The 14,137-nt window shown below is 67.0% G+C and carries 13 protein-coding genes; 6 read left to right on the top strand and 7 right to left on the bottom strand.

Annotated elements, in window-relative coordinates; translation table 11 throughout:
• Window positions 1–89: 89 nt before the first annotated feature.
• The gene (locus AC1DQJ_RS12395) at window positions 90–1,268 is read right to left on the bottom strand and encodes a BaiN/RdsA family NAD(P)/FAD-dependent oxidoreductase (RefSeq protein WP_477603671.1); all 1,179 of its coding nucleotides are present in this window, start codon (window positions 1,266–1,268) and stop codon (window positions 90–92) included.
• Between the two features lie 182 nt (window positions 1,269–1,450).
• On the opposite strand from AC1DQJ_RS12395, the gene AC1DQJ_RS12390 reads away from it, so the two are divergent.
• From AC1DQJ_RS12390 to AC1DQJ_RS12380, 3 genes are all read left to right on the top strand, one after another.
• Window positions 1,451–3,292, top strand: a complete 1,842-nt coding sequence (locus AC1DQJ_RS12390; RefSeq protein ID WP_477603669.1) for a long-chain-fatty-acid--CoA ligase — start codon at window positions 1,451–1,453, stop codon at window positions 3,290–3,292.
• Between the two features lie 89 nt (window positions 3,293–3,381).
• Entirely contained in the window at window positions 3,382–3,726 is a 345-nt protein-coding gene (locus AC1DQJ_RS12385; protein ID WP_477603667.1) for a hypothetical protein, read from the top strand.
• An 82-nt stretch (window positions 3,727–3,808) separates the two neighbouring features.
• On the top strand, window positions 3,809–4,672 hold the full coding sequence (locus AC1DQJ_RS12380) for a bile acid:sodium symporter family protein (RefSeq protein ID WP_477603665.1): 864 nt from the start codon (window positions 3,809–3,811) through the stop codon (window positions 4,670–4,672).
• Here the strand turns inward: AC1DQJ_RS12380 and AC1DQJ_RS12375 are convergent, their stop codons facing one another.
• The 5 genes from AC1DQJ_RS12375 to AC1DQJ_RS12355 form a co-directional block, all read right to left on the bottom strand.
• Window positions 4,673–6,784: a TonB-dependent receptor plug domain-containing protein gene (locus AC1DQJ_RS12375; protein WP_477603663.1), complete on the bottom strand. Its 2,112-nt coding sequence runs from the start codon at window positions 6,782–6,784 to the stop codon at window positions 4,673–4,675.
• Window positions 6,785–6,982: 198 nt separating this feature from the next.
• A complete protein-coding gene (locus tag AC1DQJ_RS12370) occupies window positions 6,983–7,525 on the bottom strand; it encodes a hemerythrin domain-containing protein (protein WP_477603661.1) in 543 nt (180 codons plus the stop codon).
• A 63-nt stretch (window positions 7,526–7,588) separates the two neighbouring features.
• The gene (locus AC1DQJ_RS12365; protein ID WP_477603659.1) at window positions 7,589–7,828 is read right to left on the bottom strand and encodes a hypothetical protein; all 240 of its coding nucleotides are present in this window, start codon (window positions 7,826–7,828) and stop codon (window positions 7,589–7,591) included.
• Window positions 7,829–8,180: 352 nt separating this feature from the next.
• Window positions 8,181–9,080, bottom strand: a complete 900-nt coding sequence (locus tag AC1DQJ_RS12360; protein WP_477603657.1) for an MBL fold metallo-hydrolase — start codon at window positions 9,078–9,080, stop codon at window positions 8,181–8,183.
• A gap of 224 nt (window positions 9,081–9,304) precedes the next feature.
• On the bottom strand, window positions 9,305–9,715 hold the full coding sequence (locus tag AC1DQJ_RS12355) for a TIGR01244 family sulfur transferase (RefSeq protein WP_477603655.1): 411 nt from the start codon (window positions 9,713–9,715) through the stop codon (window positions 9,305–9,307).
• A gap of 106 nt (window positions 9,716–9,821) precedes the next feature.
• On the opposite strand from AC1DQJ_RS12355, the gene oppB reads away from it, so the two are divergent.
• Both oppB and AC1DQJ_RS12345 read left to right on the top strand, forming a co-directional pair.
• On the top strand, window positions 9,822–10,745 hold the full coding sequence (gene oppB, locus AC1DQJ_RS12350) for an oligopeptide ABC transporter permease OppB (protein WP_477603653.1): 924 nt from the start codon (window positions 9,822–9,824) through the stop codon (window positions 10,743–10,745).
• Complete coding sequence (locus AC1DQJ_RS12345) at window positions 10,742–11,650, top strand: ABC transporter permease (RefSeq protein ID WP_477603652.1); 909 nt, start codon at window positions 10,742–10,744, stop codon at window positions 11,648–11,650. Before oppB ends, AC1DQJ_RS12345 begins: the two co-directional genes overlap by 4 nt.
• 10 nt (window positions 11,651–11,660) lie before the next feature.
• On the opposite strand, the gene AC1DQJ_RS12340 is transcribed toward AC1DQJ_RS12345, so the two are convergent.
• The gene (locus AC1DQJ_RS12340) at window positions 11,661–12,203 is read right to left on the bottom strand and encodes a hypothetical protein (protein ID WP_477603651.1); all 543 of its coding nucleotides are present in this window, start codon (window positions 12,201–12,203) and stop codon (window positions 11,661–11,663) included.
• Between the two features lie 152 nt (window positions 12,204–12,355).
• Between AC1DQJ_RS12340 and AC1DQJ_RS12335 the strand changes: the two genes are divergently transcribed.
• A complete protein-coding gene (locus tag AC1DQJ_RS12335; protein ID WP_477603649.1) occupies window positions 12,356–13,891 on the top strand; it encodes a peptide ABC transporter substrate-binding protein in 1,536 nt (511 codons plus the stop codon).
• Window positions 13,892–14,137 lie beyond the last annotated feature (246 nt).

The raw sequence follows: 14,137 nt of genomic DNA, 5'->3' as shown, positions 1-14,137 counted from the left end.
TTCGACTTTGCCGGTTGAGAGCAGTCCCCCTCCGTCTCGGCGCTGCGCGCCGATCCACCTCCCCCATGAGGGGAGGAACTCGATGGCCCCTAAACCGACTGTCCGGCCACCCAGCCGGACGACCACGCCCACTGGAAGTTATAGCCGCCCAGCCAGCCGGTGACGTCGACCACCTCGCCGATGAAGTAGAGCCCCGGTACGGCCTTGGCCTGCATGGTCTTGGACTCCAGGCCGTTGGTGTCGACGCCGCCCAAGGTCACTTCGGCAGTCCGATAGCCTTCCGAGCCGACCGGCTTGACCGTCCAGGCATTCACCGCCGTGCCGATCCGGCCGATGGCCTTGTCCGAGAGGTCGCCGGCGTTCGCGGGCGCGGCCGCGTCGTCGAGGATCATCTGGGCCAGCCGTCGCGGCAGGTGCTCGCTCAGCACCGTGAGCGCCGCCTGCTTGCCGCGGTTCTGACGCGCCGCCTTCAAGGTCGCGGCGATGTCGACGCCAGGCGCCATGTCGACAGTGATCGCCTGGCCCTCGCGCCAGTAGGACGAGATCTGCAGGATCGAGGGGCCCGAAAGCCCGCGATGGGTGAACAGCATCGCCTCGGCGAACTTGGTCTTGCCGCAGGACACCACCGCGTCCACCGCCACGCCCGCCAGCGGCTTCAGCCGCTCCAGCATCCCGATCTCGAAGGTCAGCGGGACCAGGGCGGGCCGGGTCTCGACGATGTCCAGGCCGAACTGCCGGGCGATGTCGTAGCCGAAGCCCGTGGCGCCCATCTTCGGAATCGACTTGCCGCCGCTGGCGATCACCAGCGTGGCGCAGGTCACCGGCCCGCCGCTGGTCGTCAGGCTGAAGCCCTCGTCTTCCTGCTCGACCTGCTCGACGGTGGTCTTCAGACGCAGGGTCACGCCAGCCGACCGCATCTCGCCGGTCAGCATGGCGATGATCTCCTTGGCCGAGCCGTCGCAAAACAGCTGGCCCAAGGTCTTCTCGTGATAGGCGACGCCGTGTCGCTCGACCCAGGCGATGAAGTCCTTGGCGGTGTAGCGGCGCAGGGCCGAGATCGCGAAGTGCGGATTGGCCGAGATGAAGTTGGCCGGCGCGGCGTTGATGTTGGTGAAGTTGCAGCGCCCGCCGCCTGAGATGCGGATCTTCTCGCCCGGCGCGGCGGCGTGATCGATCACCAGCACCTTGCGGCCGCGCTTGCCGGCTTCGATGGCGCACATCATGCCGGCCGCCCCGGCGCCGATCACCACGACGTCGAACTGATCCACGAGGGCCTCATGCCTGGAGGGAAGAAGTCGGCCCTTCGATAGGACCGGGCCTGCAAAGTCAACGGACGGTTTCGTCGCCGCCGTTCACCGTATCGACGCATGCCGGCCTGCGCGCGTTGCATTGCACACTTGGTGAATCTAGCTTGCCTCCCACAAAAGAGTACGTCGGGAGGAAGTACGTGATGCAAGGCTTGATGCAGGACTGGCCGCTGACGGTCGACAAGATCCTGGACCACGCCAAGGCCTGGCACGGCGGCCGCGAGATCGTCAGCCGCTCGGTCGAGGGGCCCATCGTCCGCACCTCCTACGGCGAAGTTCACGAGCGCGCCAAGAAGGTGTCCAACGCCCTGGCCGCCCTGGGCGTCCAGCCCGGCGACCGCGTCGCCACCCTGGCCTGGAACACCGCCCGCCACATCGAAGCCTGGTACGGCATCATGGGCATGGGCGCGGTCTGCCACACGCTCAATCCGCGCCTGTTCGCCGAGCAGCTCGTCTACATCATCAATCACGCCGAAGATAAGGTCATCATCACCGACCTGACCTTCCTGCCGATCCTGGCCGCCATCCGCGACCAGATCCCCGGCGTGAAGCACTTCATCGTCCTCTCCGACGAGGCGCACCTGGGCGACCAACTGCCCGGCGCCCTGGCCTACGAGACCTTGCTGGCGGGCGCCTCGGCCGAGTTCACCTGGGGCGGCTTCGACGAGAACACCGCCGCGGGCCTTTGCTACACCTCGGGCACCACCGGCAATCCGAAGGGCGTGCTCTACTCGCACCGCTCGAACTTCCTGCACACCCTGGTGACCATGGGGTCCGACGTGCTGGGCATCAAGGCGACCGACACCGTGCTGCCGGTGGTGCCGATGTTCCACGCCAACGCCTGGGGCCTGGCCTTCTCCGCCCCGGCCGTCGGCGCCAAGCTGGTCATGCCGGGCCAGAAGCTGGACGGCGCCTCGGTGCATGAACTGCTGGAGACCGAGGGCGTCACCTTCTCGGCCGCTGTGCCGACCGTCTGGCAGATGCTGCTGCAGCACCTGCGCGCCACCAACGGCAAGCTGACCACCCTCAAGCGTGTCGTCATCGGCGGCTCGGCGGTGCCCGAGAACATCGTGCGCGGCTTCCGCGACGAGTTCGGCGTCGACGTCACCCACGCCTGGGGCATGACCGAGACCTCGCCGCTCGGCACCCAGGCCACTCCGAACCACAAGATTGCGGCCATGGACCCCGAGGCCCAGCTGCAGTTCAAGCTGAAGCAGGGCCGCGCCCCGCTGGGCATCGAGCTGCGCCTGGTCGATGACGCGGAACAGCCGCTGCCGCACGACGGCTCCACCTTCGGCCGCCTGAAGGTCGCCGGCCCGTTCGTGGTCGGGAAGTATTTCAAGGCCGAGGGTGGCGACATCCTCGACGAGGCCGGCTTCTTCGACACCGGCGACGTCGCCACCCTCGACGAGCATGGCTTCATGCAGATCACCGACCGCGCCAAGGACGTGATCAAGTCGGGCGGCGAGTGGATCTCCTCGATCGAGATCGAGAACCTCGCTGCCGGCCACCCCAAGGCCGAGCTGGCCGCAGTCATCGGCGTCTTCCACCCCAAGTGGGACGAGCGGCCGCTGCTGCTGGTCAAGCTGAACGCCGGCGAGACCGCCTCCAAGGAGGAGTTCCTGCAGTTCCTCGAGGGCAAGATCGCCAAGTGGTGGATGCCCGACGACGTGCTCTTCGTGGACGAGATCCCGCTCGGCGCCACCGGCAAGATCGACAAGAAGGTCATCCGCGACCGGATGAAGGACTACGTCCTGCCGACCGCCAACTCGCCCAGCGGCGCGGTGGCCCTGGCCGCCCCGCCCGAGCCGAAGATTTACGCGCCCGAACGGCAGGCCGCGCACGGTCACGGCCATGACGACGGCGCCTGGCTGCACTGGACGCCGGGGCCTGACCAGGCGTTCGACCGCCCGGCCACGCCCGCCGCAGCACCCCCGCAAGGGGAGGCCCCGGCGGACGCCCCGCGCCCTTTTCGGCGGAGTTGACCGGGCCTGAGCCGGCTTCCGAGCTGGCTCAACCTGCGCCCCCTCGACCCGCGCCAGTCCCGCCGGCCGCGCCGCGCCGGGGCGGAGCGGTGTCGAGCGGCTTCGCCGACACCTACCTGCACTTCGCCACACTGATCGCCCTGGCGCCGGCCCTGATGGTCTGCGTCGGGCTGGGCGGGGCGCAACTGGGCCTGCTCGATCCGCGCGCCGGCGAGATGATCGCCTTCGAGTGGGCCCCGCGCATCGCCCTGACCAGCGTCGCCGCCGGCCTGTGCGGGGTGATCGTCGCCCTGCTGTCCGGCTTCTCGCGCTTCTGGCTGCGGGCGCTGCTGGCCGTGGCCATCACCACCGTCACCCTGTTCGGCTACGTCTGGGACCGTGAGGTGCGCCAGCCCGCCGCGGTCCTTGCGCCGGTGGAGTCGCCTGCTCCCTGATCCCGGCGGAAGGGTTCGGCCTGATTGACGGCTTCTCGCGGCGGGCGTGCAGTCAAGGCGCCCGCACGCAGGAGAGCCGGACATGAGCCTGTCGCAGATAGTCCCGATGGTGCTCGGTCTCAGCATCATGCTCATCGTGTTCGCGCTGGGTCTCCAGACCCGGCTGCGCGACTGGGTCGGGCTCTTCAGCCAGCCTGCGCTGCTGCTCCGATCGCTGCTGGCCATGAGCTTGATCATGCCGGTGGTCGCCGTGCTCGCGGTCAAGCTGCTCGGCCTCGAACAGCCCGTCTCCACGGCGTTGATCGCGCTCTCGCTGGCGCCGGTCCCGCCGCTGTTGCCCGGCAAGCAGACCAAGGCCGGCGGCGACAGCAACTACGCCGTCAGCCTCCTGGTGGTGGCCGCGCTGTTCGCGATCGTCTGGATCCCGCTGGCCCTGGAGTTGATCCAGCTGATCTTCGGCATCCCGCTGCACGCCCACCCGATGGACATCATCGCCGTGGTCGGCAAGACGGTGCTGCTGCCGCTGCTGGCCGGCACGATTGTCGGGCTGCTGGCCAAGGGTTTCGCCCAGCGCCTTAGCGGCCTCCTCGCCAGCATCGGGACCCTGGTGCTGCTGGTCGGCCTCGTCCTCGTCCTGGCCAGCGCCTGGGGGGCGATCATGGCCCTGGTCGGCGACGGCACGCTGCTGGCCATGGTCGTCGTGGTCGTCAGCGGCCTGGTGATCGGCCATCTGCTCGGCGGTCCGGACAACGAAGACCGCACCGTGCTCGCCCTGGCCTGCGCCTCGCGCCACCCAGGCATGGCCGTCGCCCTTGCCAGCCTGGAATTCCCCGACATGAAGGGCGCCACGGCCGCCGTCCTGCTCTACCTGCTGGTCGCCGCCCTGGTCTCGTTGCCCTACGTGGCCTGGCGCAAGCGCGTCAGCGGCCTGGTCAGGAGCCGCTGATCAGAACCGCCCCGAGACCAACATGCCGACCGCCCGCGACCCTTCCGGTCCGCCGTAGGCGTCGCGCACCTCGAACCGCTGGACGATGTCCGAGCTCCGGTCGCCAAGGAAGAACGTCCGCGTCCGCTCCTCCGACGAGACCAGCAGGTTGTTGATGTAGAAGCGCACGGTCACCGGCTTGATCAGCCGCGTCTCGAAATAGACGTCGAGCCGGGGCTTGGAGCGAACATAGTAGAAGCTCTCCGCGCGCCGGTACTCGGTGCGGCCGGCCCACTGGAACAGGGTCATGCCCCACGACGAGGAGATGCCCGGTAGGTTGTCCCGGAAGTTCAGCAGGTAGGCCCAGTCCTTGTTGCCGGCGTTGAGCGTCGGCGACCCGGAGGCCGTGCCCTGCCGCTCCAGCGGCACCGAGAACGACCGCTCGTCTCCGGTGATCGGATCGGTCACCCGGGTCTGCTGGTAGAGCCCGCTGAAGCGCAGCTCGGCATTGGGCAGGCCGGCGAAGGCGAGCGGCGCGGTCCCGCGCACCTCGGCCCCAAGGCGCGTCCCATCGCCGATGTTCCCGTAGGCGTCGAAGCCGCCGATATCGACCAGGTCATGAACGTCCGACACCTTGTCTGCGAACGCCGCCAGGGTGACCACCATCCGTTGCGCGAACCGGGTGTCCCATTCCAGCCGCGCCTTCCAGGCCGTCTCCGGCACCAGGTCGGGGTTGCCCTGAATCGCCGAGGCGTTGACGAAATCGACCGCGCTGCTGAACTCGGCGAAGTCCAGTTGCGCCACGTCGCGCTGCAGGCTGAACCGCCAGGTGTTGCGCGGGCTGAGGACATAGGTCGCCGTCATCCGAGGCTTCACATAGGTGAACTCGCGCTCCTGCTCCTGGTCGCCGGTCTGCGAGATCCGCGAGAACTCGAAGTTGAGCCCGCCCTCGATCGTCAGCGCCGGGCTCGCCTGCCAGATGTCCGAGGCGAACACTTCGCCGCGCATCTCCTCGACCCGCGCATTGGCGACGGGCAGGGGGACGTGCACTGGCGCGCCGTCGCGCGGCTGGTTGATGATGTCCAGGGTGGTGTCGCGGAAATTGAACGCGCCTTCGCCGCCGAACTCGACGGTGTGGCTGTCCGACGCCGTCCACTTGATCTGGGTCCGAACGATCCGCTCGCCGCTTCTCGTCGTGCGGTCCTGGGTCCGGGTCAGGTAGGTCGCCGGCGCGGTATGGATGTCGAAAGTGTCGAACTGGTCGACGCTGGCGTTCGCGATCAGGCCGATCAGCTTCATCGACAGCGACGACGAAAAGCGATGCTCCCAATCGCCGCCGATCTCGGCTGTGTAGTAGTTGTCGTAGTCGGTGAGCCCGTACAGCGAGCTCCTCAGCGCCCCATTGGGGGCCGCCTCGAACTGCACCGTCTCGCTGGAGTTCCAGTTCGGCAGGACCTGCAGGTTCGCATTGACCGTGTCCTGGTCGGTCGGCCGCCAACTCAGGTTGGCCGAGCCCAGGAGGCCGGCGTTCCGGCCCTGGCTGACTTGATAGCGCGAGCCGGTGACCATGCCGGACCCGGCCGCCAGCGTCTCCTCGAACACCCCGCGCCCCAGGGTGTTCGGCGCCTGCAGGTCGACGGATAGGTCCGCGTTCGGCGACAGCGAGAAGGTGCGCGAGGCCTGCAGCGTCCAGCCAATGCGGTTGGAATACTGGATGTGGCGCAGCCCGGCGACGAACGAGGTCGCCGCGCCGTCCTCCTTGGCCGCCTTGTTCACCACCACGTTGACGATCTGCGACTGGCCGCGCACGTCGACCCCGGCGTCGCTGCCGGACAGCAGCTCGACGCGCTGGACGTTGGTCGCAGGAATGCGCTTCAGCAGCTCGGAGGGGGCGGTTTTCGAGCTGGGCCGCTCGCCGTTGATCAGCAGGTTCCCGGCGCTGGCGCCAAAGCCCCTTCGTTCGTCTCCGTCACGCAATTCAAAGCCCGGAACCCTAGCCACCATGTCGGCGGCGGTGATCGGATTGTACTGGGCGAAGAAGCCGGCGGGAAAGGTCGTCGGCGCTGCGCGGGCGGGCTCGGCGGCCGGTTCGGCGGCCCAGGCCAAGGTTGGGGCGCAATAGATCAACGCCAACGACGAAGCCGCACTTAGCCCCGCCCGCCTTACGGCTCCTGTACGCCCCACAACGCCCCCTACTGACATGAGTCTATTTTTTGAACTCACATAGAGAGGCGGCGTCTAGCGGGTCAACCTCGCTCGAGCTTGAGCGCGCGGCAAGCGGCGACACCGCGCGCTTCGGGACGCGGTCTGGCCGCGTCCCCTCCGACGCGTCTAGTTCCGCTTGGCGGGCGCGAATTTCGCCATCAGCTCCTCCTTGCGGGCCTTCATCCGCTCGCCCATCGCGTCGAGGTCTTCATCGCCGCGCTTGGCCTGGGCGAAGATTCCGCCGGGCTGTTCCTCTTCCTTGACGTGGTGCTTGATGTACTCGCCGAGCACCTTGACCTTGGCGTCATAGAACTCGGCGCTCGGCTTCATCGCCTCAATCTCGGCGATAAGCTTCTTGGCGCCGTCGTGCTCCACATAGGCCTCGTCGAGCATGTCGTCCTCAACCTCGCCGCGTTCGGCCGGGTAGAAGATTTCCTCTTCGATCTGGGTGTGAACCTTCAGGGCGAGGGCGATCTTGCCGAATAGCGCCAGCTTGTCGGCGTCGTTCTCGAGCTGCTCGTACTCGTCGAACCATTCCTCCACCTGCCGGTGATCCTGCTTGAGCAGGCTGACGGCCAGGGGATCGCGGCGTCCTGTCCGGCGCGTGCGGCGGGAGGCGGCGGAGGCGGGGGTGGACTTAGGTGCGGTTTTTGTTGCGGTGGTGGCCAACTGGCCCTCCTGACTGGAAATCTTGGCAAGGACGGGCGGGTGTCGCCCGGCCGCTGGTCGACGTCAGCGGACGCCGGCGTCGCCTTGGCGTTCGCCTTCGATGCTGTCTTGGGTGTTGTCGTTATCGCGCTGAACGCCCTCGCCCTGAGCCTGGCGGCGGCGCTGCTCCTCTAGCTCGAAGGTGCGCTGCTCCTCGTCGGAACCCTGGCCTGGCAGGCCGCCTTGACTGCCCTGTTGTTGGTCGGGGCGTTCACCGGTCTGGCCGAAGGGGTCGGGGGCGTTGCCGGGCTGTTCTTGCTGCATCACAATTTTCTCCTTGGATGCAGGGTTAAACGGCGCGCGGTTTCCGGTGTTCCTTTAGCAACGCTTGGGTGGATGCTAAAATAAATATGCAGATTGTACTTGATTGACGGGAATGTCTGGAACCAGACACTTATATTGCGGCCGTAATCACATGCGTTTAATAATGAATATTATGTAGAAATTGAATTATTGCCTCTCGTCTGGCAGCCGCCGCTGGGCCGCGGAAGCTGCCGGTGCTGCGACTGGCCGGCCACTTTCCATGGATCGAGATCCCCGCCCAGGTGCGCAAAGCATTCAGCGACCTGGCTGACGGAGTGCTCGGGCGAAAGTGAAGGGGACCGATCCTCCCGCCTCACCCCGCCAGTCGATACTCGCTGTCCAGGCCCGGCTCGGCGTCGGCGGTGGTCACCACCCCGCGCCGAACCAGGTCGATCATGTGGCCCAGCACCGAGCGGGCGGCGGCCGGCCATAGGCGCTTGTCGGTCTCGGCGTAGAGGCTGGGGATCATGTCCTTGATGCGGCCGTGGCCTTCGCCCAGCGCCTTCAGCACCTGGGCCTCGCGAGCGCGGCGGTGGGCGATATAGGCCTCGATGAACGGGGTGACCTCGCGCACCGGCGGGCCGTGGGTCGGCCACAGCACGTCGTAGTTCTGGGCCTTCACCTTCTCCAGGCTGGCCATATAGGCGGTCATGTCGCCGTCCGGCGGCGAGACCACGGTGGTCGACCAGCCCATGATGTGGTCGCCGGAGAACAGGGCGTTCTCCTCCTTCAGCGCAAAGCAGATGTGGTTGGAGGTGTGGCCGGGCGTGGCCACCGCCTCCAGCGTCCAGCCCGGCCCTTCGAACACCGCCCCGCCGCCGCAGATCTCGATGTCGGGCTTGAAGCCGAAGTCGGCCCCGGCCTCGGTGATGACGCTCGACTGCGCCGCCGGGACGACGACCGGGCAGCCGTAGATCTTGGCGCCGGTCTTTTCCTGCAGCGGCCGGGCCAGCGGCGAGTGGTCGGAGTGGTGGTGGGTCACCAGGATGTGGGTGACCGTCTCGCCCTCCAGCGCCGCCAGCAGCGCGTCGAGGTGCTCGGGCAGGTCGGGGCCAGGGTCGATCACCGCCACCTGGCCCTTGCCGATGATGAAGGTGCCGGTGCCCAGATAGGTGAACGGGCCGGGATTGTTGGCCACCACCCGCCGGATCAGCGGCGAGACCTGGTCGCAGGCGCCGTAGTCGAACTGGATCTCACGCACATAGGGGATCATCGGAAGTCCTCAAAAACGGCGCCCGCCTTGCTCTCTGCTCTTTGAAATGGACGAGCGAGGTCGGTCATGACGGCGGACACGGCAATATATGTATCAAAACGGCTCCAGCGAGCGGTCTTCGCGCTGCTGTGTCTCTTTGCGGCTCAGCTGGTGCTGGGCGTCGCAAGTTGCGAGCCCGAGCAGGTCGCCATGGGCGCCGCCCGGGTGCAAGTGTCCTTGACCAACTAGCGCGGGAAAGCGCCCGACAGGTCGTAGCCGGCCTGGGCGCCGAGCTCGACCAGCTCCTCGCGGCTGCGCTCGTCGGCCGCGAACTGGCCCAGCGACCAGGTGACGATCGAGCGGGTGCCCGAGCGGCAGAAGGCCAGCACCGGCCCGCCGGCGGCCTCGACCGCGCGATAATTGGCCTCGACCTGCTCCGGGGTCGGGCCGCCCCGAACTGGGATGTGCACATAGTCCAGGCCCGCGGCGCGCGCCGCCGCCTCCACCTCGGCGCTGCTCGGCTGCGCCGGGTCCTCGCCATCGGGGCGGTTGTTGATCACCAGCTTGAAGCCCTGGGCCGCGGCGGCGGCGAGATCGCCCAGCGCGATCTGGGGGGCGACGGAAATCTGGTCGGTGACGCGTCGGAAGTCGGTCATATGCAATACCGGTTGGCTGAGGGGAGGGCGGTCAATTTGACATCATCGGAGCCCGGTGAAAGTTTCGCAACGCCCCGCCGTCGATGGGCGCCATCTCGAGCCCCTGATGTTTCGCTTCATAGGCCGCCGCCTGCTGGTGGCCATCCCGACCCTGTTCCTGGTGGTGACGGTCGCATTCTTCATGATGCGCGCGGCGCCGGGCAGCCCGTTCGACATGGATCGCAAGCTCTCGCCTGAGATCGAGCGGAACGTCATGGCCAAGTACGGCATGGATAAGCCGCTGCACGAGCAGTACCTGAACTACCTCGTGGACGTGGGCCACGGCGATTTCGGACCGTCCCTGAAGTACAAGGACAAGAGCGTCCTCCAGATCCTCAAGGAGAACTACAAGGTCAGCCTCACGCTCGGCCTGTCGGCGATCTTCATCGCCGCGGTGGTCGGGGTGACGCTCGGCGTGCTGGCGGCCCTGCGGCAGAATCGGCTGGTCGACTACGGCGTCATGGCCGTGGCCATCGTCGGGGTCTGCATCCCGACCTTCGTCACGGCTCCGCTGCTGGTGCTGTTCTTCGGCTCGAAGCTGGGGATTTTGCCTTCCGGCGGTTGGAACGGCGGCGCGATTCAGAACCTGATACTGCCGATAACCGTCCTCGCCCTGCCGCAGATTGCGATCATCTCGCGCCTGACCCGGGCCGGCATGATCGAGGTGCTGCATTCGAACTACGTGCGCACCGCCCGGGCTAAGGGCTTGCCGGAACACAGGATTGTCGGGAAGCACGCGCTGCGCGCGGCGATCCTGCCGCTGGTCAGCTATCTCGGCCCGGCCTGCGCGGGCCTGCTTACCGGCAGCTTGGTGGTGGAAAAGATCTTTAACCTGCCGGGACTGGGCAAGTTTTTCGTCATTTCCGCCCTCCAGCGCGACTACACCGTGGTCATGGGCATGGTGATCTTCTACGCCGCCCTGATCCTTGTCCTGAACCTGATCGCCGACCTGCTGTACGCGGCGCTCGACCCGCGCGTGAGGCTGTCTTGAGCGGTCCGATCCTGGCCCCCGGCTCCCGCGCCGGGGCGCAAGTCATGGAAAAGGCTGTGAAAGGCCGCAGCCTGTGGGACGACGCCCGCCGCCGGCTGTTCCGCAACTGGGCCGCGGTGACCGGCATGGCGGTGCTGGCGGTGCTGGTGCTGATCGCCCTGATCGGCCCGCACCTGGTCCCGTTCAGCTACGACCAGATCAACAAGAACGACGTCTGGGCCCCGCCGCTGACCGCCGGCCACCTGCTGGGCGCCGATTCGCTGGGCCGCGACCTGCTGGCCCGGCTGCTGATGGGGCTGCGGGTCTCGCTGGCCATCGGCCTGGTCGCCACCCTGGTCTCGCTGGCCATCGGCATCGCCTGGGGCGCCGTCGCCGGCTATGTCGGCGGGGCGCTCGACGAGGTGATGATGCGCGTCGTCGACGTGCTCTACTCGCTGCCTTTCATCTTCTTCGTGATCCTGCTGATGGTGACGTTCGGTTCGAACATCATCCTGATCTTCATCGCCATCGGCGCGGTGGAGTGGCTGACCATGAGCCGCATCGTGCGCGGCCAGACGCTCGGCTTGAAGCACAAGGAGTTCGTGGAGGCGGCGCGGGCCGCGGGCCTGAACCAGGGAGCGATCATCTTCCGCCACATCGTGCCCAACCTGCTGGGTCCGGTGGTGGTCTATGTGACCTTGACGATACCTGCCGTTATCCTCGCCGAGAGCTTCCTCAGCTTCCTCGGCCTGGGGGTGCAGCCGCCGATGGCCTCGCTCGGCACCCTGATCGCCGGCGGCGCTCAGGACATGGAGCTGGCGCCCTGGCTGCTGATCTTCCCGTCCCTGACCATGGTGGTCACCCTGATGAGCTTCAACTTCATCGGCGACGGCCTTCGGGACGCGATCGACCCGAAGGACCGTTGAATGTTCGCGGCTATTTGACCCGGCGCGCCCGCACGGCGCGCTGGCCGTCGACGTTCATGAAGTAGCTGCCCATCGAGGCCTTGCGGATCTCGACCTTGGAGCCGGCCCGAGGCTCGCGGAACATCGCCTCGGTGTCGTTCTGCGCCCAGACCGCGCCGCCTTCGAGCTCGAAGACCCACTTGCCGTCGCCGCCGCGATAGGCGCGCTCGACCTTCAGGGCCACCTGATTGAGTTCCTCGGGCGTCTCGCCTTTCTCAAACATGGCAAGGGACGGCAGGCTGAATCCGAAGGCCTGGTTGCGCACGGCCTTGGCCTGCTCGCGGTCGACGACGACGATGTCGCCCTTCTTCTCGGCGACGTCCATCGCGCCGACGGCGGCGTCGTAGCAGGCCAGGCGCTCGGTGGGGTCGCTCTTGGCCTTGCAGTCCATCAGGCCTTGAAAGACCTGGGCGCGGGCGTCCTTGGAGGGCTGGGCGCTCGCGTGATCGACGCCGGCGACCAGGGCCAACGCAGCCAGGGCCGTCAGCTTTGAGCGCGTCTTAAAGTGTGTCATCCGTGGCCCCCATGGTTACGATGTCCCGCATTGATAGGGCGCTGCGAGCGCTGGGCAATATGTTGGTTCTGGGGGTGGCGGCGATTTCCTTCGCCGCGTGCGCGCCCAAGGGACCCTCCCGGCCTCCGTGTCCGGCCGGAGAGGTCTGCATCTTGGCCGGAAACGTGTCCGAGCCGGCCACCCTGGACCCGCACAAGTCCACGGGAACCTGGGAAGACCGCATCATTTCCAACCTGCTGATCGGGCTCACCGAGGCCGATCCGGAGGGCAGGGCCGTCCCCGGCATGGCCGAGCGCTGGACCACCAGCCCCGACGGCCTGGTCTGGACCTTCTATCTACGTGACGCCAACTGGTCGGACGGCGCGCCGGTCACCGCCGACGACTTCGTCTTCGCCCTGCGCCGCATCCTGCTGCCGGAGACCGCGTCCGAGTACGCATCGGTCCTCTACCTCATCAAGAACGCCCAGGCGGTGAACGAGGGCAAGGCGTCCAAGGAGGCGCTCGGCGTGCGGGCGATCTCGCCCAAGGTGCTGGAGATCACCCTGACCCACCCGGCGCCGTATCTGCCCGAGCTAGCCAAGCACCACACCATGTTCCCGCTGCCCAAGCACCTGGTCGACAAGCTGGGCGACAAGTGGGTGGAGCCCGGCAACTATCTGTCCAACGGTCCCTACATCCTCACCGACTGGCGGCTGGGCGACTACGTGAAGATCGTCAAGAACCCCCGCTTCTACGAGGCCGACAAGGTCTGCGTGGACCAGGTCTATCTCTACCCGACCCCCGACGCGGCCATGGCCGAGCGGCGCGTGGCGCGCGGCGAACTCGACATGAACGCCGACATCCAGTCGAACCGGATCGCCTTCCTGCGTGAGACGATGCCTAAGTACGTGCGCACCCACACCTATCTTGGGGTCACCTACCTGGCCTTCAACGCCAACGTCCCGGCGTTCAAGGACAAGCGCGTGCGTCTGGCCCTGACCATGGCCATCGACCGCGACTTCATCACCCAGAAGCTGCTGCGCGGCGGCCAGAAGTCCGCCTACACCTTCACGCCGCCTGGGGTGGCCGATTACGAGACCGCCAAGCTGCCCGAGTGGGCGTCCTGGCCGCTGGAGAAGCGACAGGCCGAAGCGCGGCGCCTGCTGGCCGAGGCCGGCTATGGTCCGAAGAACCCGCTGAAGGTCGAGATCAAGCACCGCAACACGCCCGACCCGATGCTGTTCATGCCGGCCGTGCAGGCCGACTGGAAGGCGATCGGCGTGGACGCCAGCCTGGCGCAGAATGAGGCCCAGATCGCCTACGCGGCGTATCGCTCACGTGACTTCCAGGTCGCCGACGCCGCCTGGATCGCCGACTACAACGACGCGATGAGCTTCCTCTATCTGCAGCAGTCGGCCACCGGCCCGCAAAACTATGGCGACTACCGCAATCCGGCCTACGACGCCCTGCTGGCGAAAGCCGACGCCGAGCCGGACGCGAAGGTCCGCGCAGGCTTCCTGTCCCAGGCCGAGGCGATCATGCTGGCGGACGCTCCGGTGGCGCCTATCTACTTCTACGTGAACAAGAATTTGGTCTCGCCGAAGGTCACTGGATTCGTCGACAACATCGTCGACCAGCATAGGGCACGCTACTGGTGCATTTCGGACGCGCACACACCGTCAGTGAATCCCGTTACGCCAAAAGGGTAAAATCGTGCGCCCAAGCTGCGCCACGCCACAATCTGTGACCAGAATGCGACAGGTCGGCGCCCTCAACATTGCTGGAGTTTAATCAGCGTTGACCCTCCCGCTTTCTCCCCCGTAACTCCAGCGTAACCGGGTTCGAATGCGAATCCGGGACCGAACCTTTTGTGGGGAGCGGGCATCGCCACCGTAATGGTCGGCGGGCCGCTGGAGGATCTAGACCTTGAAAATCATGACCACGCGGGAACGCCT

Source organism: Phenylobacterium sp. P4_E10, assembly GCF_056401675.1.
This window is presented reverse-complemented; position numbering and strand designations above follow the sequence as displayed.

Coding starts and splice junctions, on each gene's coding strand:
- AC1DQJ_RS12390 (WP_477603669.1), top strand. CDS start 1,451: ATGCAAGGCTTGATGCAGGACTGGCCGCTGACGGTCGACAAGATCCTG.
- AC1DQJ_RS12355 (WP_477603655.1), bottom strand. CDS start 9,715: ATGACCGACTTCCGACGCGTCACCGACCAGATTTCCGTCGCCCCCCAG.
- AC1DQJ_RS12380 (WP_477603665.1), top strand. CDS start 3,809: ATGAGCCTGTCGCAGATAGTCCCGATGGTGCTCGGTCTCAGCATCATG.
- AC1DQJ_RS12340 (WP_477603651.1), bottom strand. CDS start 12,203: ATGACACACTTTAAGACGCGCTCAAAGCTGACGGCCCTGGCTGCGTTG.
- AC1DQJ_RS12360 (WP_477603657.1), bottom strand. CDS start 9,080: ATGATCCCCTATGTGCGTGAGATCCAGTTCGACTACGGCGCCTGCGAC.
- AC1DQJ_RS12365 (WP_477603659.1), bottom strand. CDS start 7,828: ATGCAGCAAGAACAGCCCGGCAACGCCCCCGACCCCTTCGGCCAGACC.
- oppB (WP_477603653.1), top strand. CDS start 9,822: ATGTTTCGCTTCATAGGCCGCCGCCTGCTGGTGGCCATCCCGACCCTG.